The sequence below is a fragment of the Pseudobacteroides sp. genome (assembly GCF_036567765.1).
Lineage (GTDB): Bacteria > Bacillota > Clostridia > Acetivibrionales > DSM-2933 > Pseudobacteroides.
In genome coordinates this window covers 73,192-95,382 of record NZ_DATCTU010000060.1, presented here as the reverse complement: position 1 = coordinate 95,382, position 22,191 = coordinate 73,192, and the positions used below count along the sequence as shown (strand labels likewise).

The window sequence follows — 22,191 nt, the reverse complement described above, 5'->3', positions numbered from 1 at the left end:
GTGCATTAAGATTAAGCAAGCTTGAAACAGGCATGTCTGCAATTTCTTTATTTGGTTTATCCCAAACATCCTCAATACTTTCATTGCTTGCACTATTTTCCTCGCTTGGTTTTATTACAGCGTTGTCCTTCTTTTCTGCTGTCAGACTTTCATTTGTAATATATTCGCTTATTTTCCTCGAAAGCTCCGATGCTTCAGCATCTTGCGAAGCCGTGTCAATTTCTTTTGTTACGACCTCTTTGAAAGGCATGTCCAAACCATATGCCGATGAAGCCCCCAATATTATTTCAGTCATGAGCACAAAAATAAGCAGGACTGAAATAAACTTCCTTACTCCCACAAAAAACTCCTCCTTTACTTTAGAAAACAATTAAAATTAATGTTAATGCTAATAATATTGTTTAGGTGACAATATCATATTGTATATAAACATCCATATATGGTCAATGCCTATAATTATTGACGCATGGAAAATAGTTTATATGCAAATTAAAACATCTAACTACTTTATATCTTTTTACATGAATCAATATAACACATTTTACTTTTTATGTCACCGAAAAACCCCTGTTAATTTCCGCAAATATCTTTTGCGGAATCTAACAATTTTATTGCGGTATCACACAATATGCTGTCATTTACCTCATATACTTAATCTTACAGGAACCGGTTCATTGAGATGTTGTGATGTTAACATAGTGTTTGCCTGTATACAAGTTATTTATGGCTATTTTATCGTTAAGTTGAAATGAGTAGTGGATTTATTGGAACCATTCTTCAGCTATCTTCTTTTAATGGTTTCCTTTTCCTTCTTTGTAAGCTTTTTATCACTTCTTTCCTATCACAAACAAATAATATGAGTGCCAACGCTTCCATTACCCCAATAAAAACAAATTACTTCTTAAATCATAAGATTGCCAAACCATTTTAATATGCCCCGAATCTTAAATTCCAAATAAATTCCATAGGTTTTATCTCCATACCAGATAAGCTTACATCATTTCGATTTGCTTGTCAATCTCTATAATAGACATTTTTAACATATGCCTATCTTTGTATGTTGCCATCTTTTTGAATGCGTACTACCGTTTTTATAGAGGTGGTACGATGAATGAAATTGGTAAAATAATAGGAGAACGCATAAAACAACTACGCAAAAATAACAATTGGAGTCAGGAAGAACTCGCACATAGAGCAAACCTGAATCGTACTTTTGTTGGAGCAATAGAGAGGGGAGAAAAGAATATAACATTAGAGAGCCTTTCAAAGATTGCTTCAGCACTTGAGATAAGCCTTGAAGAAATTTTTAGACATATACAGCCTGTGTCAAAAAACACCTTGAACACCACTGTACCATTCATTATTAACCGTATAAATGCAATGAATGAAAATGAGCAAAAGGCTGTACTTGAGTTTCTTGACCTTATTACAAAGTGGAAAGATTATTGACAGAGTCTTTCCTTTTTCTTTTGTATTGCTAATAACACCCGAATCTCAATAAACAATTTACAGTTATAAGGGGTTCTATACACACTGGCCTTAAGGTTTTGAACTTTGATAAACCCGGCACCCTGATCCTCGGTTAATATTACGGCAATTCTTGTAATATCGGCCAGAGCCTTTGACAAATCAAAACTGATTTTGTTCTTTTTCACTCCTGAGTCATCTTGATGAGGATAATAAACTTCTACTCCTCCTGGTTCCAAAAAATGAGGCCTTCATGGTTTTATTTTTTGGGAGGGACACTTTTATGCCTCGAAATGCCCTGATAATCCCCATTAGCTAAACGGAAACAGCGATATTAACTGTATTTTTATTGGTTTTTGAATTATACGTAAAAATACTACCAAATGTTAGGTAAGTAAATTTCTTTCCCAAAAGTGTTACTTCTTTTTTTATTGACAACAACAAACAATGGCTCAATGGCTCTTATTTTCTTTTGGTCGTTTGATAATAGATATGATTAACATAGTTAGCGGTAAAACTATATGAAACGGAATTGTTAATACATTGCCAGCAATACTTCCAGTCCACTTTGTAAGAGTTATTGCATCTGGAACAATCCAAAAGGCAAGAACAATAAAAAGAACGGCAAATGCAGATACCAAAGGTTCATAGCTATCTAGCTTAAATAGCTCTGCTGTCGTCTTTGCCGCTGCATAAAGAAACACTGTAACCTTGAAGCCACCACCTAATGATAGGTTTACATCAACCAAAGGGTCAATACTAGTTCCTGGTATTAATTGTGAAGCAATATGTGCTGGATAAGTGAAGTGATCAATAAGTACAGGTCCGATTACAATTAGATTTCTGACCACGATTAGCATCAATAATGGAAAAAGCACCAAGATTCCAGCAGTTATAGCCTTAAGTCTACCTTTTTCATTATTTGTATAAGGCAGTATCATTAAAAAAACTACAGAATCTCCTAAAATTGTGCTTATGACACCAAAAGCACTTTGAATAATGGGCGGTATGGCAAATTTGCTGGCACTGCAGAAGGCTTTGAACGGAATGAGAATGAGTCTTGCCAGCAAGCTGATATTGATGATAATGCCATTGCCCTACTTTCTCATGACAGATGCTGCTTTCCTGCAAAGCCTATGCGTGCCAAAAAAACCTGTCAGCATGAAGTTTTCATTAAGAATTACAGCAAAACAAAAATCCTCAAAGTCTTGATAACAAAACTTTTGAGGATTTCTATCAAAATAATGAATATACTTTTTTCAATTAATAATTTTCTGTTCTCACTTCAAAAAAGCTTTTTGGATGCACACAAACAGGACAAACCTCAGGAGCTTTTTTACCCATTACAAGATGCCCACAGTTCCTGCACTCCCACATGGTTTCATCTGCTTTTTCAAATACTTTTTGCATTTCTACATTTTTAAGAAGTGCACGGTATCTTTCCTCGTGAGCCTTCTCAATTTTTGCAACCATTCTGAATTGAGCAGCAAGAGCAGTAAAGCCTTCTTCTTCTGCATCCTTTGCGAAGCCTTCATACATATCTGTCCACTCGTAGTTTTCGCCTTCAGCTGCATGAAGCAAATTAGCCGCAGTGTCACCAAGTTCACCGAGAGCTTTAAACCAAAGTTTCGCATGCTCTTTTTCATTATTAGCAGTTGCTTCAAAAATTGCAGCTATTTGTTCATAGCCTTCCTTTTTTGCAACAGACGCAAAGTAGGTATATTTATTTCTTGCCTGGGATTCGCCAGCAAATGCTGCTGCCAGATTTTTCTCTGTCTTTGTTCCTTTGATATTCATTTTAATGGCTCCTTTTTCTTCATTTAATAATTTCGTAAAATCAGCTGCTCCATGCTTACATATTGGGCATGTATAATCCACCGATAAAATCTCGCCCTCATAGACATATCCACACATATTGCATTGCCAACCTGTCTTATGTGCTTCTTGTGGTTTTGGTTTTATATACTTTTGATAATAAGTATACGTTAAAGTTTCATCGTCTGCCAATATATTAGCATCCATTACTTCAGCTTTAAACATGGTATGCGTGCCAAAATCAATCATCTCTAAGACTTTACAGAAAAGACCAGAGTTAATGTATTCAGACATATATACAATCCCATTTTCACTTCTTAATTTAGTAGAACAATTGTCAAATTTATTAACTGTTCGGCCCGATTGATAACCGAAATGCTCGAAGACCTTAAAAGGTGTGCCTTTTGTCAAAACAGAAATGTTGAATTCCTTCGTTTTCAAAATTATATCATGAGTGAAATTTTGCTTGTTGACTCCTATGGCAATTAAAATAGGATTGCTTGCAACCTGCATAACCGTATTGATAATACACCCGTTATCTGTGTCTCCATCCCTTGCTGTCAAAACATAAAGACCATAACCAATATTAAAAAGTGCTTTGTTATCCATATTCCACCTCCTTAGTTCAAACTTTAAATTCAAGTAACACATAACATTTTATCATGTTTTAACTGCATTGACTTTATTAGATTTACTGACTAAGCAATACACAATTCTTTTCAAAGCGAGAATGCTGATTTATTAATATCTCTTCAACTTCATTTACAGGCAGCAACCCTAATGATAACAGCTTTTCAAGTATGCTTGTTGAGGCTTTTACTCCAGTACATTTATCATGCTAGACAAGCTGGTGGCCATTAATAGTCCTTAAAATTTTAAACTTGGTATTCACTTTTTTGCCCTCCCCATCATACCTATTGCCATTAATTCAAAGTAAAAACCAATATTTGTTTATATTAATTATATTATTTTTTTACCCATTGCAAATGCTTTGCACATAAGTCTTTGGTTATTTTTAGCTGCATTTGGCTCAAAACATTTTGTCGCTCGTATATCAGCAAAGTGCTTTAATCCCATAGCCGCAAATGCCTTTCTGAGGTACCTTATATAGTTCCTGAAGAACAACTCAAAAGGTGCCGCCTGAGTATAAACCATAACCAGTTTTTTGATGCCGAATCTAGGCGTATGCTTTTCATTGGTGAATGGATACAGTCTGTCCATAAAAATCTTCATTTGACCTGATACTTGATGAATATATATGGGACTTCCCAAAATCACGGCATCGGCACTTTTCATATCCTCAAAGATTGTCTGCATATCATCCTTTAGACTACAGCTATCATTCTTTCTGCAGTACATACAGCTTTGGCAGCCCTTGATTTCAAACTCATTTAAATAATATATTTTTATCTCAGCACCAGATGCTTCAGCACCCTTTAATACCTGGTTCACAATAGCACTTGTATTTCCTCCCCTTCTTGGACTTCCTACTATTCCTATTACCTTAGCCATAGAATACTCCTTTATTTTTCTTATTCCTCCAGCACAATCCTGTGCTACAGAAGTACCATTTCCTTTATCTTGGCTTTTACAATCTTTCGCTGGTTAAAAATATTCTCAAGCTCAACCATGCCATTAACAGGTATGATTTTGTCTACCTACTCCAGTAAAAGCTTTTCCACCATGGCCTTTCCCATGCCGCCGCCCTGCCCATCTAAAACTGCAATTCTCATGTTATTCCCCCACTACAAACTTCTGGTACCATACTATTATATCAAAAAGCATTTAATAAAACATCTTACCAGACGCCTCTTCAGGATCATGAAATGTAGTATATAGTATATTGTCCATCAGGACCCTCTTCTTATCAATACAAACTTACAAACACCTCAAATCTATTTTACATTAGTATTCATTTCACAACAATAGGGTGTTTTCTCCGTTTATATAGGGAAACATATACATTTATTCCTACACCCAAAACTCTCTATTTATAAGGTTTTCAACTGTGTTTCCTTTTCAGTCCTACCAGGCACTCCACGGGTGGAGGCGAGTAATTTGTACCTACGATCTTCGGATTATGATTTTGCAATTCTACAATGCCAATCCTTCATTTATAAATGTTATGATATTCAGACGCCTTTTTCACACATCAAATCACCTGCAATCCTTATATATGGAGTCTTACAGGCATTTTCACACTTTTCTTAGTAATGTAACTGTCTCAACATGTGCAGTATGTGGGAACATATCGATCGGCTGGATTACACTTACACCGTACCCCTTCTGAGACAGATATTTCACATCGGCAGCCATGGTTGAGGGGTTGCATGATACATATACAATCCGGGCGGGGTTAATCCTTACCATTGCATCAAGCACTTCCTTTTTGCATCCTTTTCTCGGAGGATCAACTATTACAACATCTACACTGTCACAGATTTTTCCAACTACATGCTCAACCCGGCCACAAATAAACTCTACATTTTTCACCCGGTTTATCCTGGCATTTATCTCGGCATCTTTTACAGCTTCCTCTACTCCCTCCACCCCAATAACCATTCCGGCTGCCTCCGATAGATAAATGGAAATGGTGCCTGTTCCGCAGTAAAGGTCCAAAACCGCTTCCCGGCCTACTAGACCTGCAAATTCACGGACTTTATCATATAAAACTCTAGTCTGTGTTGGATTTACCTGGAAGAAAGATAATGGCGAAATAACAAAGTTGAAGGAGCCTATGGAATCAATTATTTTTTCTTCACCAAATATTAACGTGTTTTTCTCCCCCATAACCTGGCTTGTACCCTTTTCGTTATGATTTATGTATAAACTTTTTAGTTTAGGCACTTTATCAGTTAACTTTTCAATTAGCCTTTCAACATATGGCAGCTCATTTAATGCCGTAACCAGGATAACCATTACATCACAGGTACTATGGCTCACACGAGTCACAATATGGTGTATTGCAGCCTTTCTCTCTATGAATTGTTCATTTTGCCCTAATTCATCAAGATAAATCCTGACAGCCTTTCTTACATCGTTACTTAATTTATGCTGCAAAAAACAGAAATCCAAATCAATAACCTCTCTGGATCTTGATTTATAAAACCCCACCTTCCACTTTCCCTCGGAATGTTGGGCGGGGTACTGTGCCTTGTTCCGGTAGTAGAGTATGTCCTCAGAACCAATAGCCTCCTTTACAAGCCTGGCATCAAGGCCAGCGATTCTGACTGCAGCCTCCTTCACAATATCCCTTTTCACTGTGAGCTGCTGATCATATGGGATAAATTGAAGGGAGCACCCTCCGCACCGGTTGAAATACCGGCATAATGGTGGTATTCTATCTCCTTTTGATTCAATAATCTCAAAGAGCCTGGCTGCTGCATAGCCCGGCTCTATTTTAGTTATAATTCCCGCTACCTTCTCTCCCAGGAGTACTCCGTCTATAAATATCTTTGAATCTCCCACCATGCCTATACCACAGCCATCCTGAGTCAAGCCAAGTATATCAAAGGTGTACAATTCTCCTATAGTTAACATATATGTTACCTTTCAAGCATTCTCGTCTTTATTTGCTCATGGGCACAAAGCCGCCCTCTTCTATTGCCTGTGTGCCTTCGTCACCTAAAATCCATTGAAGCATTTTGCTGGCTGAGCTGTCAGGAGCCTCTCCCTCTCTTGTTACAGCGTACAGAACTGCTGTAAATGGGTATTTCTTGCTTGTAATATTCTCTTTATTGCACTCAATTCCCTCAATGGACAAAAACTTAACACTTTCCCTCTTATGCATTTCGTTTGCAAAGTAATAAAAGGAATACCCTATTGAGTTTTTGGCATTCTTATAGTCCGCAACCGCATCAATAAGCCCTCCCATGCTGTCCGGTTTCTTTTCAGTTGGTGCCTCAGCAAAACTTATCCCTTTCATTACCTTGTTTTCCATAAAGGTCTGGCTGCCTGAGTTTTTTTCCCTCTGGTAAGCCAGCATCTCATTATCCGCTCCTCCGACCTGCTTCCAGTTAGTAACCTTTCCAGAGTAAATATCCTGGATCTGCTTTATCGTCAGGTCATTCACAGGGTTATCCTTATGTACCAGAAATATAAATGCATCCCTTCCAATCGGAGTCAGCTTCATCTTTACATTGTTTTGCTCCGCCAGTTTCAACTCTTCGTCTGAGGGACCAGCAACAAATATAATATCTGCTTTTTTCTCTATGAGATTCACATATGCGTCATGTGTTGTACTGAAGCTCACCTTGTTGGCCTTCCTTTTGCTGGCTCCCGCCAGTTCTTTAATAAGGACCTTGCCAAAAGGAATGGCAGCAGTAGCTCCATCAACCCTAGGATAGGTATAGGCGGTAAACATTGTTGCCTTTGGAATCAATACGGTTGCAAAAATACACAAAACCAAAATAAAGGGAATACCTACTGCAACCAGTTTTATCTTATTTCTGGTGACATATCTTGTAAGATATTTATCTGCCCAAACGCCTATAAGGAATGCCATGCATGGAATTATAACTGCTGCCAGACTTAAATATACAAGGATTCCAGGATTGGACACATAATCCTCAAGCCCACTAATAATAGTCATTCCCCACATTGCATATAAATAGTATAGAATCCATTGTAAATCATTTATATTCCTACTTGAGCTTGAGTAGCCGGTATACCACAACAAAATGCCCACAATAACTATAGGCAATATTATTATTATCTGTCTCACCAAACTCCTGCTGATTCTCTTTGCCATAATAAAACCAAAGAAACCCAGCGGCGAAAATATAATAAAGCAATATAAGATAGCTAGCAGTAACAAACCTGCATCACTCAGACTATCAATAAGCCCTTCAAGGTTACTATTTATCATTTCTACCAAGTATGTAGTACTAATAACAGCAAAGAACAAACATTCAAAAACAAAGTATGCCAGTGCAAATATAAAGCAAAGTGATATTGTAGACATGACTTTGCTCTGTCTATACCCATCCAAATTGCCCATATTATCTACCGAACTGACTATTTCAGAATCTTTTTCGTTATAAATATCGCTCATTTTTTCACCCCAATAAAATTTAGTTAATGAACTTTTTTACATTTCACACACTATTATACCAGATTATTTGTTTATACAAGAAGAAGACAATCACATTTCCAAACAACATTAATATACTACTAATGATAAATACTTTGGGAGATAATTGTCATGGTTATATCCGAAGAAAAACAACACTTTCTTTTACTAGGGATAGCCTCACTTATTTTTATAGTTTTTGTTGCAGGATTAGGAGAATCTCCCAATACACCTGAAGATACAACTTCAACCGTTTTTTTGGCATAAGAAATAAGGGGGGCATTCCTGTGTTTGCACCGGAAAATTTGAACAGGATTCTAAAGGATGTCATGAGAAGCTTTAGTAGTGATGCCCCTGGTAATAATTCAGACAAGAATAAAAAAAACTGCCAGAGCAACGGGAATAAAATTAACATAACACCCTCACAGGCACTGGTCATAGCAGGAATTATAGGTGGTGTTTTGGATGTTGATTCACTCCTTATAGGCAAGGATCAAAGAATAGAAATCTTATTGTCCGGTTCGTTAAAGCAAAAGACAGAGTTGGAAAAGATGCTCGATGAAATTGGCTCCATGCCTTTTGATGAAGTTGTAAAAGCAATGCTTGGAAGATTGTGAGTTTATTCACATAATAGTCTTTATTTGCTATAATAAAAAAGTAAAAAAATTACTTAACACTTAAGAATTAAACCTACGAAGCCGATATTTTATTAAAGCAACGGTCATTATGCTCTGCCAATGCCTGTCTAACTAACATTTTGATTAGAAAGGGTATAAAATGCTACCAAGATTAAATATAGGTGTGATTACTCATCGTACGGAAGCATCTTATTTCGGAACTTTACTAAAGAGCATCCATGAATCTTTAAAAAAAGCAAATGCCAATATGTATGTAATTAATACTTTTATGATGTACAAGTTCAACTCCGATTTGAAAAGACAATCTATCTTTTACCCCCTGGCTTCTAAAAATATGGATGGGTGGATAGTTCTTTCGCAAGGAGCTGATGATGAGTATCTCAATACAATTTTGAATTCTGACAAACCTGTAGTTCTTATTAACTTTGACCCTAAAAAATATAGCTGCAATATAATTCAGGATGACAGCCATTATGGTGGAGAAACCATAACTCAACACCTTATTGATCATGGACATACAAGAATAGCCTTTATCGGCTGGTTTGAACTGCTTGATATGGTGGAAAGGTTTGATGGGTACAAGCTTGCTTTAAAGAAAAATGGGATACCCTTTGATGATAAACTTGTATTTGATACCGATAAAGATGCATTGATAGAATCCGGAAAGATAACGGCTGCCAAGCTATTACAGAGCGGCACATCTTTCTCTGCTGTTTTTTGTGCCAATGACTTTATAGCAATTGGAACAATGAATACTTTTAAGGAAGCAGGTCTCCGAATTCCCGAAGACGTTGCGGTCATAGGGTATGATGACATATTATATGCCAAAAGTCATATCCCTAGCTTATCCAGCTTTCATCAAAATATAAAAAAACTTGGCACGACAGGAGCAGATACTTTAATTGGCATATTGAAGGGTAAGGCCTCAACAAACAAAACAGTTTTCATAAGATCCGATATCATTTTGAGAGAGTCTTGCGGCTGCAATAAAACCGTTGAAGAAGTTCCTACCATAGAAAATTTAAAAACGAAGGATACAATAATAAAGTGCGTTGAAGATATGCTGTCCAGAAACTATAATCTCGGCACCGAGCTTTTTTCAATGGATCTTGGAGGAATAAAAAAGCTTTTGCCCCAAGTGGTGGGGGATTACTCATGGCTTTGCTTCGGACAATTTGACGAAGACTATGCAAACAACGGCTTACTCAGTATTGAGCATCTATCCAATTCCAAAAAGGAAGATGTTACCCCTCCAAACTTATCATGTCCTATTGAGCGGTTTCCAAACCCTGATATAATACCCGACCTGGATAATATCGGTCCCGACGACATAGTATGGATACTTCCCTTATCGACAATGGCAAGGAATTGGGGTGCTATAGTATATATCAGCCCATTTAACAATGCAAGTACACTGTTTGCCTATGACATCTCCAGCACAATATTCAATCTCTTCGGTATTGCTTTGGACCGAGAGATGGCAAGCATTGAGTCCAGTGACAATCTATTAACCCTCCAAAAGACACTGGATACCCTTCGTGAGACTCAGGAACAACTGGTTCAAACAGAAAAGATGGCGTCACTTGTAGGCGTTGTGTCAGGAGTTGCACATGAAATTAATACTCCACTAGGCGTAAGCTTAACAGCTGCTTCATTTCTTGAACAGAATTCCAATAAAATCATGGAACAGTTTCAATCACAAAAGTTAAGCCGTAAAGACCTCCAGGTATACCTGGAAGCTTGTATTGAAACCAGTAAAATTCTTATGTCAAATCTGCAAAGGTCATCCGGCCTTGTCAGCAGATTTAAAGAGATTGCTGTAAACCGTTCTAATGAGGATAAAGTTAAAATTAACCTTGAGAGCTTCGTCGGTAATATATGGGCATTACTGCCTCCAACATTATCCAGGAAAAATGTAAGCATCAGTATAGAATGTCCCCACAATCTCTCTGTATCGACTTACCCCAATAGATTAATCAAAATCATAACCAGCCTCCTTGAGAACTCCATAATTCATGCTTTTCCCGATGGAAGAAAAGGGAATATATGCATGGAATTCACCTCCCAAAACAATATTTTGTCTATAACTTACTCTGATAATGGATCTGGGATTGAAAAAAGCTACCTGACAAAAATATTCGATCCGTTTTTCACTACAAAGAGAGGACATGGCAGCATCGGCTTGGGACTTAATATAGTCTACAACATAATCACCCAGGAATTTGGAGGAAGTATTAGCTGCGAAAGCCAGCCAGGCAGCGGAACGGTGTTTAATATAACAATCCCACTTGACAAATAAAAAAATTAAACAAACACAAAAAACCCGGCTGCAAAAAGCCAGGTTTTTTAATTGTTTAATCATGCCTTAATTGAATATTGCGTTGGTCAGCCTATCAAAGAGCTTTTGTCCGTTTCCTGTACCGGTGCAGTTTGTCATAATTATTGCAGCAGGGTTACCGTTACCGGTAAAGCCATGCTTATAGTTGTTATTTGCAACACAGTTTTTAAGAACATGAGGAACCGAAGCAGTGTCGTCACCAAGCTTATAACCGTTTCCATCTCCGCCGGTTACAGTTCCGTTAGTTTCTTTTCCGTTTCCTGATGCTTCACAGTTTTCCATGGTAACAACTCCAATAGCCCCAGTATCAGATTTTGTGTATAAGTCCCACCCGTCATCGCAGTTGTACAATGCTTTACAGTTTCTAAATACATTTCCGTTACCGCTTGTAAGCTTTGCAGCAAACCCATCGGCATTTTCCAGTGTGGAATCCTTATTCTCCGTTGAAACACAGTCCAATATAAGGTTGTTACTTGGCCACTTGTCTATTGTGTTATAATTTGAGTTGTATCTTGATAGCTGAAGTCCTGTATCATGGTTCAGCCTGAATAAACATCCCTCAATAATATTGTTGTTCCCTGCAAGGAGCATTCCATTATCCCCTGCATTCTGAATAGTTATGCCCTTAATATGCCAGTAGTTTGCAGCAAGCACAATCCCTCTGTTCGAAGAATTTTCGCTCATAGCCGAAAAGTTGAGCACCGGCTTATCACTTCCATATGCCAAAATCTTCTTCATGTTTCCTGCACTTCCGTTATTACCCTCTGCTATAACTATTGTGGTAGACAAATTGTAAGTACCGCTTTTTAAGAAGATCGTCTTGCCCGGCTGAATGCTTGCTATTGCTTGAGCAAGGGTTACAGAACCGTTTGGCTCAACAATTATATCTCCGCTGGCAGGCGTTGCAGATGTGATACCGATCGGCGTTGGTGTCGGGCTTGCTGTAGATGCCTTTGTGGCAGTGGGTGCTTTAGTTGCTGTAGGTATTGGCGTTGCAGAAGCAGTTGGGTCTGCGGTTGTAACTATGGTAACATTTTGAGGGTAATCATTTATTGTTTTGCCGAAATATGCAGCTATAATAATTATATCTGACATGTTTACAGCTCCGTCCAAGTTCAAATCAAATGCTTCATTATAGGAAGAACTATCCTTAGAAGCATTAAATCCCTTTGCAATTTGGATTATATCGGTCATGTTTATAGTGTTATCCATATTTATATCACCTGCCCCAATCAATACAGGTGAGGTCTGTGAACCTATCTGAATGCTTCCTGAGACATTGACATTTCTGATTTCCCTGGTCAAATATGATGCTTTGCTGACTTTCACCGTATAGGTTGAGCCTTGGGGAACGTTTGCCAATGTAAAATAACCGTTGGAATCGGTAGTGGCACTGCCAACCCCCTGTATTTCTACCTTGAACCCGCTTCTTAGATCATCAGAGTTTACATTCATATCAGGCTTAATATAGCCCGATACTGCGAATGCCTTACTGTTGGTCGAAGTTGGCGATACTTTTGCAGTTGGTGTAGCGGTCGGCTTAAGTGTAGCTGTTGATGTAGCAGTTCCTTCTATTTTGCCTATACCTGCATACTGCAGTACCATTGCCTTAACACTGCTTGCAGTATCTAATACCCTTGAGTAATCATATGGCGGAGTAAAGCTGCATGTGGATGTGGTTGGCTGATTTCCCTTACAGTTTATAAACTGATTGTCCTTAACATCCCACATACCCACTTCATCACTAAAATATGTACCTATTGGTCCCTCAGCACATCCTGTGGTGCCGTCAACCGAACCGGAACCCACGTTTTCAAAAACATTACCCTCAACACGCAGTTTGGCACCTACTCTGGAATTGATTGCCGAACTGCTTATATCCAGATAATAGTTGTTGAATATATGTCCTGTGCCTCCCCTATAGCTAGGCAAACGGGATTTGCAGTTTTCATAGAAATTGTGGTGGAAAGTAATTTTCCTGTCATAGTTGTCACTGTCCGACGAGCCTACAAGGCTTGTCTTGAATGCATCATGGAAATAATTCCAGGATACTGTGATGTATTCACTGGTACTCTTTGCATCAAGAAGCCCATCATACCAGTCCACATCGCCCCCGGAAATATCTCCCTTTTCATCTATTTTACCATCTCCGTTACAGTCTCCGATCATATTGTAGATTTCACAATGGTCAACCCAAATATGATTGCTGCTTTCAATCCCTATCCCGTCAATGGGTGCCAAGGTGTGATGGATCTTTAGATTACGGACTATAATATTGCTGGATTTGTAGATATTCAATCCAATACCTTCCAACTCACCTCTTGCTCCAACACCTATAACAGAGATGTTTTTTACTTCTTTAATATCAATTTTTCCTGCACCGCTTATTTTCCCGTCTACCTTCATGATGAGCGGTGATGTATCATTTGCCTTCTTACGGGCATTTAAAAGGTCATTAGCTTGAGTAAGACTGGTTATTATAACTTCCTTTCCTCCAGTACCGCCTGTTGTTCCTCCATTCAATGTTGCAAAACCAATTAAATCAAAATTAACCTGTCCACTCACCTCAGCTGCAGAGGAGCCTGTACCAGTTAAAAATACTTGTGAACAAAACAATGATACCATTATACAGCCAATAAGTATTTTTCTTAATAAGCTTTTTTTATACATTAACTTACCCTCCCAATATAAACCCTTCGGTTTTTATATATTTTGGAATAAAACCTCCAGACATAAAAATTATTTGCCGCAAACCTCCTTTACACAAATATTCTCTATACTATAAAGTACGATAGCAATATTATATTTATTGTGACACATTGGGGTAAACGGACAATTTTTTATGATAGTGGGACAAAATCTTATATATGAATATTATATCTTGGTCATTATGTCTTCCAGGCTCCTTGATATTAGGTTTGCTATCATCTGATAACCTGCAGAATTGGGATGCAGCTTGTCAGCCGAAATAAAGCGGCTTGCATTTAACTTAAACAAATCGTAGGTGGATATGAATGCAGCCCTTGCGTCATCTGCAAAAACCAACTGGGTGCTGTAATTCCATCTGTGTATAAACTGTGCCTCATCACCATTATTCTCATCACCATAAGGATTGTACAATCCCACAAATATTAGAAATGCATCTTTGTTGGTACTTCGAACCTTTTTCGTGACTTCCTTTAATATAGAAATGTATGCATCCTGCTTTTGCCTGAATGCATTTTGCCTATCGATGCCGCTTAATCTCTGGATTTCTCTGAGGTCATTTCCTCCTATGGAAATCAGTATGACATCAGAGCTCAGCATTTCATTGTCCAAGCTCCCGTTTTTCAGTTGCTCCACTAATTCCCCGCTCTTAAGCCCATCAATACCCAGATTGTTTACAACTATGTCCTTTGCAGTATAATTTTTAAGGTTATCGGGCAAATATCCGCCAATGCCTCTGGCAGTTTCATCACCTGAACCCTTGGCTATAGAGTCTCCTAAGATAAGAATTTTTACATTCTTCTGATCATTTGATGCAGTCCCTCCTGTTCCTGGGGACTGCTGAGTTATGGGCTTACTAACCTCTTCAACGGGACCTGTGGAAACCTTTACAGCCATTACAAAGCCTACACAAATAGATGTAAGCGATATAACAAAAATAATTAAAATACTGTACCACAAGATCTTTTTTGCCATCTTAGTTCTCCTCTCATACCAAAATATCCCTTCTAGTAAAATATCCAAAGCTCACTGCGATAGATAAAACAATCCATGCTATTAAAACAGTTAACGAAAAGGTCATGTTCATTCCCTCAATAGGATGAAGTGATCCTGAAATATAGTCTGTAAGCCTCAGATTTGCGGTAAAGAAATAGCGGGGAAGCTTCCAGTCCTCCAAAAAAGTGCTTAGAAGAGCCCCTCCCATAAGTGTTGCCAACACTACACCGATAGATGCCGCGGTACTTCTGACCAGAGTTGATATCATGAAGGAAACAGACCCTACGACTACAGATACAATATAAGCCAATCCATATACCATCATCAAATACTGCCATTGAGGAACATTTACAACATCTGAAGTAACAAGCTTTCCAGCCACAACTTTAAACCCTGTTATTACAGGTGTGGCCCATCCCCCATATCCGAAAAAAAGGCCCGATATCCCAATTGATAATACAAGTGCAAAAAACAATACCACTGCCTCTAGCAGTAATATGGTAATATATTTACTCAACAAAACCTTCCATCGGGAAACACCCCTTACCAGAAGAAGTTTCACCGTTCCCCCTGACAGCTCACCTGACACTATATCGGCAGATAGTATTATCATTAACAGGGGTAAAAGAAGCATCGGTATTGACTGTTCAATAAACTTGGTACTAAAAACTATTGCAGAAATACCCAAAGGATTGATGTCCTTATCAAGATAAAACTGCATCTGTTCAGCCCGGACCCTCATTGTAGCCCTTCTTTCATCATCTAAATACGGGCTGTCCATTCTTCTTTTTATGTCAATAAGCTGCTGCTGCAAAACATTTCTCCAATCACTTGTGGCCTCCACACCTATCCTCTTTGAGAGGTTCTCCTTTGTTCTATCAAGTGAATGGTACTGTCCATATGCAAACGCAGTAATAATTATAACAAGAATGCCTAGAGTAATATAGAGCCTTTTCTTACCTATCATTTTATAAACTTCATTTCGTACAAGATTATACAATTTCATCACCCTCAGTTAGATTTAAAAACAACTCTTCCAGTGAATTTCCATGGGACTCACAATAGGATATTTTTAAGCCCTCACTGAAAAACACCTGATTAATATCTTCCACACGCACCGTTCCGGTTCCTGCCCGTACAGTGCTTTTCCTTGTCTGCTCGCCATTTATATTCCATCTTTCCATAAGTATTTGAAGTGCTCTTGATGGATTATTCAAGTGCCACTCTACAATCTCATCCCCCGCAATCTCGCTTACCTTAACAGACTTTACGACTCTGCCCTTACTTACAATAGCAACAGTATCACAAACAAGCTGCAGCTCAGACAGTATATGGCTTGATATAAAAACCGCCATTCCCTCCTCATATGCAAGTCTCCTTATGAGATGCCTGAACTCGGCGATTCCTGCCGGATCAAGACCGTTTGTAGGCTCGTCCAATATCAACAGCTTGGGCCGCCCCATGATGGCCTGTGCTATCCCAAGCCTTTGCCGCATACCCAGGGAATAGGTAGAGACCTTGTCATTTATTCGATTGGTAAGCCCAACCATTTCTACCACTTCATCAATTCTTTTCCTGGTAATACGCTTATCCATTGCTGCAAACTGCTGCAAATTCTCCATACCTGTAAGATATTTATACATGTCAGGGCTTTCTATTATACATCCTACGTTTGACATGGCCCTTTTATAATCATCCTTGAGAGAAAACCCGCAAATACTTATCTCTCCGCTGCTTGGCTTTATAAGGCCAACAATCATTCTAATGGTAGTGGTCTTGCCTGCTCCATTGGGACCTAAGAAACCAAATATTTCCGAGGAAAATACAGATAGATTGACATCTTTCACTATATCTTTACTGCCAAACCTCTTGGATACATTCGTAAGCTCCAGCACCTGTGTCACCATAGTCACCTGCCATCATAAAGTATTTTTTCCATAAATTATACCATATATCATCATTTAGACATATATATTTATTCCCATAAACTGCTGATATAAATCATATTAAGGGCTGATGCAAAGCTGACATTTTCAGTTGGCTATGCAGTAGCCCTTGTGGTTTATTCTACACCATCAATAACATACAAAGCTTTCAATATTTCTAAGGTCAACACCAAAGTATATCCAGCGGAATCCAGTCCATCTCCAGCCGGCAGCAGACCTTCTGCCTACGAATACAAGCCATGCCCAGAAGCTCTCACCTGTGTTGAGCCATATATAGACGTATCTAAAAGTACACCGCCTTATGGCACCAGGATCAATAGCAAAAACCCCAACTCCCGGAGCTTGCTGCTGTTGTGGTACAAATGAAGGCGGACGCCCTGTCGGGGGTCCTGATTGATGACCTTGCCCAGGCGGCTGACCAAACGGAGGAACGAACTGCTGTCCCTGTCCAAAGGGCGGTCTAAATGGCTGTCCAAATGGTTGACCAAATGGCGGAGCAAATTGTTGTCCAAAAGGCTGCCCGAATGGAGGCATTATCTGCTGATCATCCTCAGGCTGCCTTTCCAAACTGTTATAATATTCGTACATTTTGAATCTCCTTAAATATAGGTTTTCATAATATATTTTATGCTATATAAAGCAGTTGGTTACATAAGCAGTTGCCATATATATTATGAAAAGGTGGAATACACCCCAATTTCCCAGACTCATGTGTAACTTTACAAATAATACATAAATGCAATTAATAAATTATTTAGAAAAGGGAAAAGTATAATTATCTAGAAGTCCATAGCGAGAGTTATTATAGTTACCAAAGGAGAAGATGATATGAGCAAGGTTCTATACATTAAAGCAAATGCAAAACCAGAAGGATTATCAAGAACTTTTAAAATTTCCGATAAATTTATGGAAGTTTATAAGAAGAGCCACCCTAATGATGAAATTACAACCCTTGACCTTTATAAGGAAAACATCAAATTTTTGACAGAAAGTGATATTAACACGGTCTTTGGCCCTAAGACTGAGGAAAGTAGGAAGCATCCTATTTTAAAATATGCTTATCAATTCGCTGAATCAGATAAATATATTATCGCAGAACCACTATGGAATCTAAGTATTCCTGCTATACTTAAGGCATATATAGACTATATTACTGTTACTGGCATAACTTTTAAGTATACAGAAAAAGGTGCAGTTGGATTATTACAAGGGAAAAAAGCTGTGAATATAGTTTCTAGGGGAGGAGATTATAGTTCTGAACCTTTTAATATGTATGAGATGGGTGATAGATACCTAAGAACAATATTGGGCTTCTTTGGGATTACAGACTTTACTACAATATCTGCAGAAGACTTGGATATAGTAGGACAGGATGTTGAGGCTATTGTTGGTAACACAATCGCAAAAGCACAAGAATTTGCAAAAGATTTCTAAGAGGATAAAAGAGCAGGAATTGCTTTAGCCGTGCAATCCTGCTCTTGTAGCGTTATTTAGTTAGTAATTCTTTAATCATTACTTATATCCGTTTTCCCTGTCAATTGCTTCATCTCTGATTTCTTTTCTCATCCCATTAAGTGCATCTCTTCTTCTATCATTCTTCTCCATCAGCACTTCCTTCATTTTTTCATCGTCTGTATTATGAATCATTTCATCGGCAAGTTCCATATTGTGAATGGTCATATTTATATTTTTCTGAATTCTCTCTACATTGTCTCTTCTATCATCCGGTTTTGGCTTGTTTTTCATAATAAAATCACTCCCTTAAAAGTATTTAAAAAGTGTTTTCTTGATTATTATGTCCATTAAAATATTATTTATTTAGGCACGATCAAAAAAGAACGTTCCCACTTTAGATGCTTAAGTCTCTTTTGTTATAGAATATATAAGTTACTGCTGACATTACAGAAATCAATATAATGGAAATAATCACAAAAACAGGTTCAAATCCATTTCCAAGAAGCAAATTTTCTGCCTCAAAATATTTAAAGGGAGTAATGTATTTGAAGCTTTCAAGTCTGTCATTGACATCAATTATCCTAGCTAAAACAAATGTGATCATAAGCACTGCTGCAGCCAGATACGCTGATACTTTGGAATTTCTATTTATTGCTGCAATACCCGCACCAATTGACATAAAAAGAACCTGCGTAACAAACATACCCAACATCAGTTTTGTTATGTCCCCAGAAACCGCTTCACCGTTACTGTAAGAACGCATACTGGCAATAGAAGAAACAAGGGTGATAATATTAAGAATAACCACATTAAAAAATGCTGCAAGAAGCTTTGATGTTATGATGGTATACCTTGAGACAGGCTTTGTCATAAGAAACTCTGTTGTTTTGTCCCTCTCTTCCTTTGCTAAAATCCCAGCTCCAAGCATAACAGCATGTATAGCAGCCATAAGCTGCAGGTATAGGAAAAGCATGCCATAATATCCACTTGCCTTTGACATATCAAAGGAGCCAAATCCAAGTATTGCCTTAAGCGAACTTGGCATGCTGCCTAAAAGATCGTTAATTGATTGGCCGCTTGTTTGATAGCTTTTAAATTTAACCATCCCCATAAATACCATCATTACAACGGATAGGCACCATATTATCAGTGATTTCCTGTTGGCCTTAATTTCTCTAAAAAATATATTCATAAAACCATTCCTCCTCTAAAGCGGTACAAACGAAGTATAACTACACCGCGTGGATATCCTTTTTTGAATATATGATATAACTTGCAGCTACTGCTACTATTATAAAACTAGCTGCAGCAATCAAATATGAAGCCTCATAGCTGGAATTATTAATTATATAGCCTGTGTCAAAGTACTTAAAGGGTGTAATAAAGCGTGCTGCATCATCCTTATCTGTGGCGATGAACATACCTATAAAGAAAAACCCAAACACGGCACCGAGAGAAATGGGAAGGACCGATCTCAATCTCTGGAAAAAAACCGATATTATAATACCCAATACGAAGAAAATAATCTGCACAAAAAATAACGTAGCGTTTATCATAAAGAATACCAGTTCATTGTAATCTTGGGTCTTTACAACGTTTGCCATAATCACCGCTGCGATATAACATATAATATTGGTAGCCATAATCAGTATAAATGCCGCCATTAGCTTGGATGTCATAATCCTGGTTCTGGAAACCGGCTTGGTTAAAAGAAAGTCTGCAGTTCTTTCACGGGACTCCTTTGACAAAATTGAAGTGCCCAGATTCATAGCTTGGATTGCTCCAATCAACAATACTAATACAAATATGAAGGAGTAAAAGCCTAATATGGTTCCTATGCTGCTAATTGAGGCTCCAAATGCCTTACGCAAAGGTTCAGGATAATTCTCCAACAACTTCTGAAATGTGGATGCATCTTTTGATATCAAAGGGAACATTGACATATAGAAGACAATTAACGCTGTAATGCTTCCTGCCCATATACCGGTATTTTTTCTATTAGCCCTAAGCTCATGGAAAAACATATTCATCATCTAATCCTCCTTTGCATAATAATGCATGAAGATTTCTTCAAGGTCAGGATCATCAACCCAGACATTTGCTATGTCCATATCGGATATTTTTTTCATAATAGGATTGATGTTTCCTTTAAATATAAAGTTGGCTGTATTGCCTTTCACTTCAAGATTATTTACACCGATAATTTTGAAGTAGTCCTTATCTATATCGGATTTTGCCTCAACTTTTATTTTCTTGTAGGTACTCTCCTGTAAAATACTCATCTTCTCAAGCTTTATTATTTTTCCATCCTTGATAAAGGCTACAAGGTCACAAATCTTCTGCACCTCGCTTAGGATGTGTGATGAGAAAAATATAGTTGCACCCTTTTTGTTTTCAAGGGCCAATAGGTCAAAAAACCTCTGTTGCATAAGAGGGTCCAGACCACTGGTAGGCTCATCCAGTATAATGAGCTTTGGCTCATGGAGCAGCCCTTGGACTATTCCTACTTTTTTCTTATTGCCAAAGGATAGGTCATCTATCCTCTTTTTGAGATCCAAATGCATTATTTCTGCCAATTCATTAATTCTTTTGGTACAATCCTTATGATAGAAACTGGCGGAATATTTAAGAAGATCAATAACCCTCATCTTGTCATAATAAAACACCTCTGACGGTAGATATCCTATGTCTTTTCTTACTTCAGGGTTTTCTATGCAGCTTTTACCGAAAATAGTTGCAGTACCATTTGTAGGATGTATCAAACCAAGCAAAGTTCTTATTGTTGTGGATTTACCCGCCCCGTTGGGCCCGATAAACCCGAATACCTGGCCTTCCTCTACATTAATACTAACATCAATGATTCCTCTTGATTTACCATAATTTTTTGTAAGGTTTCTGATTTCTATAGCGTTCATGATTATACCCTCCTTCACTTATAGAAGCACTTTCTGAGCAATTCCATATACGAGTCTACTTCAGCGAGTATTTTATCAAATTGATCTTTAGTAGTAGAATATAGTGTGGTGGTATCATATCCAAGGTCCTTTATGAGGCCTTCCAATGACCACCTTATAACTTTTATGGATTTTATTGCATCAGCATCATCTTTAAATTTTGAAAAATCAAAGCTTTCAAAAAGCATTTTCATACCGCCTTTATAAAGCTCCTCATACCTATTGCCAATCTCATTTTTTATTTCATTTGATTTCTCATTGATGGCAGATACAAGAAAATCATACATTCCAGGGTATTTTTTTAACACGTCATATTTTAGTATGAATATTTGCCTCAAACTTTTGAAGATATCACTTTCATCCAAATGCATTTTACTGTAAAGCTCCTTGGACAAAACCTCAATAGAGTAGTCATACATAAAGAGGAACAGGCTCTTCTTGTTCTTAAAATAATGAAATAACAGGCCCTTTGATATCCCGGCACTCTTCACGATCTCATTTGTAGAAGCATCTTCATAACCTTTTTTTGCAAACTCCATAATGGCCGCATTAATTATCCTATCCCTCTTTTCCTGTTCGAGGATCAAAAACCTTGAGTACATGTATTTACCCACTTCCCTGTACACATTGACCACATCGGTCAATTATAGTATAACGCCTTTTGACCAATCTGGTCAATATGTATGACACAAAATTTTTTATTGGATATTGTTTCCTCATAGCAACCAAATCAAAAACTGAATCAATTTTTAAATAATTGTACATATTTAATATATATTAAAAGTGTTTAATTTATAAATATACT

At 37.8% G+C, this 22,191-nt stretch carries 24 protein-coding genes; 6 read left to right on the top strand and 18 right to left on the bottom strand.

All coding sequences use genetic code 11. The features are described from left to right. On the bottom strand, positions 1 to 340 hold a 340-nt coding region (locus tag VIO64_RS09530), incomplete at its 3' end, for a hypothetical protein (RefSeq protein ID WP_331917513.1). A gap of 767 nt (positions 341 to 1,107) precedes the next feature. On the opposite strand from VIO64_RS09530, the gene VIO64_RS09525 reads away from it, so the two are divergent. Continuing rightward, entirely contained in the window at positions 1,108 to 1,449 is a 342-nt protein-coding gene (locus tag VIO64_RS09525; RefSeq protein ID WP_331917511.1) for a helix-turn-helix transcriptional regulator, read from the top strand. Here the strand turns inward: VIO64_RS09525 and VIO64_RS09520 are convergent. Both VIO64_RS09520 and VIO64_RS09515 read right to left on the bottom strand, forming a co-directional pair. Further along, complete coding sequence (locus VIO64_RS09520) at positions 1,443 to 1,706, bottom strand: hypothetical protein (protein WP_331917509.1); 264 nt, start codon at positions 1,704 to 1,706, stop codon at positions 1,443 to 1,445. The two genes, VIO64_RS09525 and VIO64_RS09520, sit on opposite strands and share 7 nt — an antisense overlap. Positions 1,707 to 1,919: 213 nt before the next feature. Then, positions 1,920 to 2,537: a GerAB/ArcD/ProY family transporter gene (locus VIO64_RS09515; protein WP_331917507.1), complete on the bottom strand. Its 618-nt coding sequence runs from the start codon at positions 2,535 to 2,537 to the stop codon at positions 1,920 to 1,922. On the opposite strand from VIO64_RS09515, the gene VIO64_RS09510 reads away from it, so the two are divergent. Continuing rightward, entirely contained in the window at positions 2,476 to 2,679 is a 204-nt protein-coding gene (locus tag VIO64_RS09510) for a hypothetical protein (protein WP_331917519.1), read from the top strand. The two genes, VIO64_RS09515 and VIO64_RS09510, sit on opposite strands and share 62 nt — an antisense overlap. 51 nt (positions 2,680 to 2,730) lie before the next feature. On the opposite strand, the gene rbr is transcribed toward VIO64_RS09510, so the two are convergent. From rbr to VIO64_RS09485, 5 genes are all read right to left on the bottom strand, one after another. Then, the gene (gene rbr / locus VIO64_RS09505; RefSeq protein ID WP_331917505.1) at positions 2,731 to 3,891 is read right to left on the bottom strand and encodes a rubrerythrin; all 1,161 of its coding nucleotides are present in this window, start codon (positions 3,889 to 3,891) and stop codon (positions 2,731 to 2,733) included. A gap of 351 nt (positions 3,892 to 4,242) precedes the next feature. Continuing rightward, positions 4,243 to 4,794 (bottom strand): flavodoxin family protein, encoded by a 552-nt coding sequence (locus tag VIO64_RS09500; protein ID WP_331917504.1) that lies wholly within the window; start codon positions 4,792 to 4,794, stop codon positions 4,243 to 4,245. Positions 4,795 to 4,838: 44 nt separating this feature from the next. Continuing rightward, positions 4,839 to 4,928: a CooT family nickel-binding protein gene (locus VIO64_RS09495; RefSeq protein ID WP_331917517.1), complete on the bottom strand. Its 90-nt coding sequence runs from the start codon at positions 4,926 to 4,928 to the stop codon at positions 4,839 to 4,841. Between the two features lie 550 nt (positions 4,929 to 5,478). Then, on the bottom strand, positions 5,479 to 6,822 hold the full coding sequence (rlmD, locus tag VIO64_RS09490) for a 23S rRNA (uracil(1939)-C(5))-methyltransferase RlmD (protein ID WP_331917503.1): 1,344 nt from the start codon (positions 6,820 to 6,822) through the stop codon (positions 5,479 to 5,481). Between the two features lie 28 nt (positions 6,823 to 6,850). Further along, a complete protein-coding gene (locus VIO64_RS09485; protein WP_331917502.1) occupies positions 6,851 to 8,335 on the bottom strand; it encodes a PstS family phosphate ABC transporter substrate-binding protein in 1,485 nt (494 codons plus the stop codon). 150 nt (positions 8,336 to 8,485) lie between these two features. On the opposite strand from VIO64_RS09485, the gene VIO64_RS09480 reads away from it, so the two are divergent. The 3 genes from VIO64_RS09480 to VIO64_RS09470 all read left to right on the top strand — a co-directional run bounded on the left by VIO64_RS09480 (position 8,486) and on the right by VIO64_RS09470 (position 11,290). Beyond that, positions 8,486 to 8,620 carry a hypothetical protein gene (locus tag VIO64_RS09480; protein WP_331917501.1) on the top strand — a complete coding sequence of 45 codons (135 nt, stop codon included), beginning with the start codon at positions 8,486 to 8,488 and terminating at the stop codon, positions 8,618 to 8,620. 20 nt (positions 8,621 to 8,640) lie between these two features. Then, on the top strand, positions 8,641 to 8,970 hold the full coding sequence (locus VIO64_RS09475; protein WP_331917499.1) for a hypothetical protein: 330 nt from the start codon (positions 8,641 to 8,643) through the stop codon (positions 8,968 to 8,970). A gap of 160 nt (positions 8,971 to 9,130) precedes the next feature. Continuing rightward, on the top strand, positions 9,131 to 11,290 hold the full coding sequence (locus tag VIO64_RS09470; protein WP_331917497.1) for a substrate-binding domain-containing protein: 2,160 nt from the start codon (positions 9,131 to 9,133) through the stop codon (positions 11,288 to 11,290). Between the two features lie 66 nt (positions 11,291 to 11,356). On the opposite strand, the gene VIO64_RS09465 is transcribed toward VIO64_RS09470, so the two are convergent. From VIO64_RS09465 to VIO64_RS09445, 5 genes are all read right to left on the bottom strand, one after another. Continuing rightward, positions 11,357 to 13,999: a right-handed parallel beta-helix repeat-containing protein gene (locus tag VIO64_RS09465; protein ID WP_331917495.1), complete on the bottom strand. Its 2,643-nt coding sequence runs from the start codon at positions 13,997 to 13,999 to the stop codon at positions 11,357 to 11,359. 204 nt (positions 14,000 to 14,203) lie between these two features. Beyond that, entirely contained in the window at positions 14,204 to 15,010 is an 807-nt protein-coding gene (locus tag VIO64_RS09460) for a GDSL-type esterase/lipase family protein (RefSeq protein ID WP_331917493.1), read from the bottom strand. A gap of 13 nt (positions 15,011 to 15,023) precedes the next feature. Then, entirely contained in the window at positions 15,024 to 16,037 is a 1,014-nt protein-coding gene (locus VIO64_RS09455; RefSeq protein WP_331917491.1) for an ABC transporter permease, read from the bottom strand. After that, positions 16,024 to 16,938, bottom strand: a complete 915-nt coding sequence (locus VIO64_RS09450; protein ID WP_331917489.1) for an ABC transporter ATP-binding protein — start codon at positions 16,936 to 16,938, stop codon at positions 16,024 to 16,026. The genes VIO64_RS09455 and VIO64_RS09450 overlap by 14 nt, the downstream gene beginning before the upstream one ends. Before the next feature lie 168 nt (positions 16,939 to 17,106). After that, the gene (locus tag VIO64_RS09445; protein WP_331917487.1) at positions 17,107 to 17,565 is read right to left on the bottom strand and encodes a hypothetical protein; all 459 of its coding nucleotides are present in this window, start codon (positions 17,563 to 17,565) and stop codon (positions 17,107 to 17,109) included. 240 nt (positions 17,566 to 17,805) lie between these two features. Between VIO64_RS09445 and VIO64_RS09440 the strand changes: the two genes are divergently transcribed. Continuing rightward, positions 17,806 to 18,411 carry an FMN-dependent NADH-azoreductase gene (locus VIO64_RS09440; protein WP_331917485.1) on the top strand — a complete coding sequence of 202 codons (606 nt, stop codon included), beginning with the start codon at positions 17,806 to 17,808 and terminating at the stop codon, positions 18,409 to 18,411. 78 nt (positions 18,412 to 18,489) lie between these two features. Here VIO64_RS09440 and tlp read toward each other — a convergent pair whose 3' ends face one another. The 5 genes from tlp to VIO64_RS09415 all read right to left on the bottom strand — a co-directional run bounded on the left by tlp (position 18,490) and on the right by VIO64_RS09415 (position 21,988). Next, a complete protein-coding gene (gene tlp / locus VIO64_RS09435; protein ID WP_331917483.1) occupies positions 18,490 to 18,723 on the bottom strand; it encodes a small acid-soluble spore protein Tlp in 234 nt (77 codons plus the stop codon). 103 nt (positions 18,724 to 18,826) lie between these two features. Continuing rightward, complete coding sequence (locus VIO64_RS09430; RefSeq protein ID WP_331917481.1) at positions 18,827 to 19,624, bottom strand: ABC transporter permease subunit; 798 nt, start codon at positions 19,622 to 19,624, stop codon at positions 18,827 to 18,829. Between the two features lie 40 nt (positions 19,625 to 19,664). Next, positions 19,665 to 20,462: an ABC transporter permease subunit gene (locus VIO64_RS09425; protein ID WP_331917515.1), complete on the bottom strand. Its 798-nt coding sequence runs from the start codon at positions 20,460 to 20,462 to the stop codon at positions 19,665 to 19,667. 3 nt (positions 20,463 to 20,465) lie between these two features. After that, positions 20,466 to 21,347, bottom strand: a complete 882-nt coding sequence (locus VIO64_RS09420; protein ID WP_331917479.1) for an ABC transporter ATP-binding protein — start codon at positions 21,345 to 21,347, stop codon at positions 20,466 to 20,468. Between the two features lie 14 nt (positions 21,348 to 21,361). Next, positions 21,362 to 21,988: a TetR/AcrR family transcriptional regulator gene (locus tag VIO64_RS09415; RefSeq protein ID WP_331917477.1), complete on the bottom strand. Its 627-nt coding sequence runs from the start codon at positions 21,986 to 21,988 to the stop codon at positions 21,362 to 21,364. Between the last annotated feature and the right edge of the window lie 203 nt (positions 21,989 to 22,191).

Bases quoted from the DNA above. Each gene is read 5' to 3' on its own strand.
- tlp (WP_331917483.1), bottom strand. From the start codon at position 18,723: ATGAAAAACAAGCCAAAACCGGATGATAGAAGAGACAATGTAGAGAGA.
- VIO64_RS09430 (WP_331917481.1), bottom strand. From the start codon at position 19,624: ATGAATATATTTTTTAGAGAAATTAAGGCCAACAGGAAATCACTGATA.
- VIO64_RS09470 (WP_331917497.1), top strand. From the start codon at position 9,131: ATGCTACCAAGATTAAATATAGGTGTGATTACTCATCGTACGGAAGCA.
- VIO64_RS09425 (WP_331917515.1), bottom strand. From the start codon at position 20,462: ATGAATATGTTTTTCCATGAGCTTAGGGCTAATAGAAAAAATACCGGT.
- VIO64_RS09455 (WP_331917491.1), bottom strand. From the start codon at position 16,037: ATGAAATTGTATAATCTTGTACGAAATGAAGTTTATAAAATGATAGGT.
- VIO64_RS09440 (WP_331917485.1), top strand. From the start codon at position 17,806: ATGAGCAAGGTTCTATACATTAAAGCAAATGCAAAACCAGAAGGATTA.
- VIO64_RS09465 (WP_331917495.1), bottom strand. From the start codon at position 13,999: ATGTATAAAAAAAGCTTATTAAGAAAAATACTTATTGGCTGTATAATG.
- VIO64_RS09445 (WP_331917487.1), bottom strand. From the start codon at position 17,565: ATGTACGAATATTATAACAGTTTGGAAAGGCAGCCTGAGGATGATCAG.
- VIO64_RS09415 (WP_331917477.1), bottom strand. From the start codon at position 21,988: ATGTACTCAAGGTTTTTGATCCTCGAACAGGAAAAGAGGGATAGGATA.
- VIO64_RS09485 (WP_331917502.1), bottom strand. From the start codon at position 8,335: ATGAGCGATATTTATAACGAAAAAGATTCTGAAATAGTCAGTTCGGTA.
- VIO64_RS09510 (WP_331917519.1), top strand. From the start codon at position 2,476: ATGGCAAATTTGCTGGCACTGCAGAAGGCTTTGAACGGAATGAGAATG.
- VIO64_RS09500 (WP_331917504.1), bottom strand. From the start codon at position 4,794: ATGGCTAAGGTAATAGGAATAGTAGGAAGTCCAAGAAGGGGAGGAAAT.
- VIO64_RS09420 (WP_331917479.1), bottom strand. From the start codon at position 21,347: ATGAACGCTATAGAAATCAGAAACCTTACAAAAAATTATGGTAAATCA.
- VIO64_RS09525 (WP_331917511.1), top strand. From the start codon at position 1,108: ATGAATGAAATTGGTAAAATAATAGGAGAACGCATAAAACAACTACGC.
- VIO64_RS09450 (WP_331917489.1), bottom strand. From the start codon at position 16,938: ATGGTGACACAGGTGCTGGAGCTTACGAATGTATCCAAGAGGTTTGGC.
- rbr (WP_331917505.1), bottom strand. From the start codon at position 3,891: ATGGATAACAAAGCACTTTTTAATATTGGTTATGGTCTTTATGTTTTG.
- VIO64_RS09460 (WP_331917493.1), bottom strand. From the start codon at position 15,010: ATGGCAAAAAAGATCTTGTGGTACAGTATTTTAATTATTTTTGTTATA.
- VIO64_RS09480 (WP_331917501.1), top strand. From the start codon at position 8,486: ATGGTTATATCCGAAGAAAAACAACACTTTCTTTTACTAGGGATAGCC.
- rlmD (WP_331917503.1), bottom strand. From the start codon at position 6,822: ATGTTAACTATAGGAGAATTGTACACCTTTGATATACTTGGCTTGACT.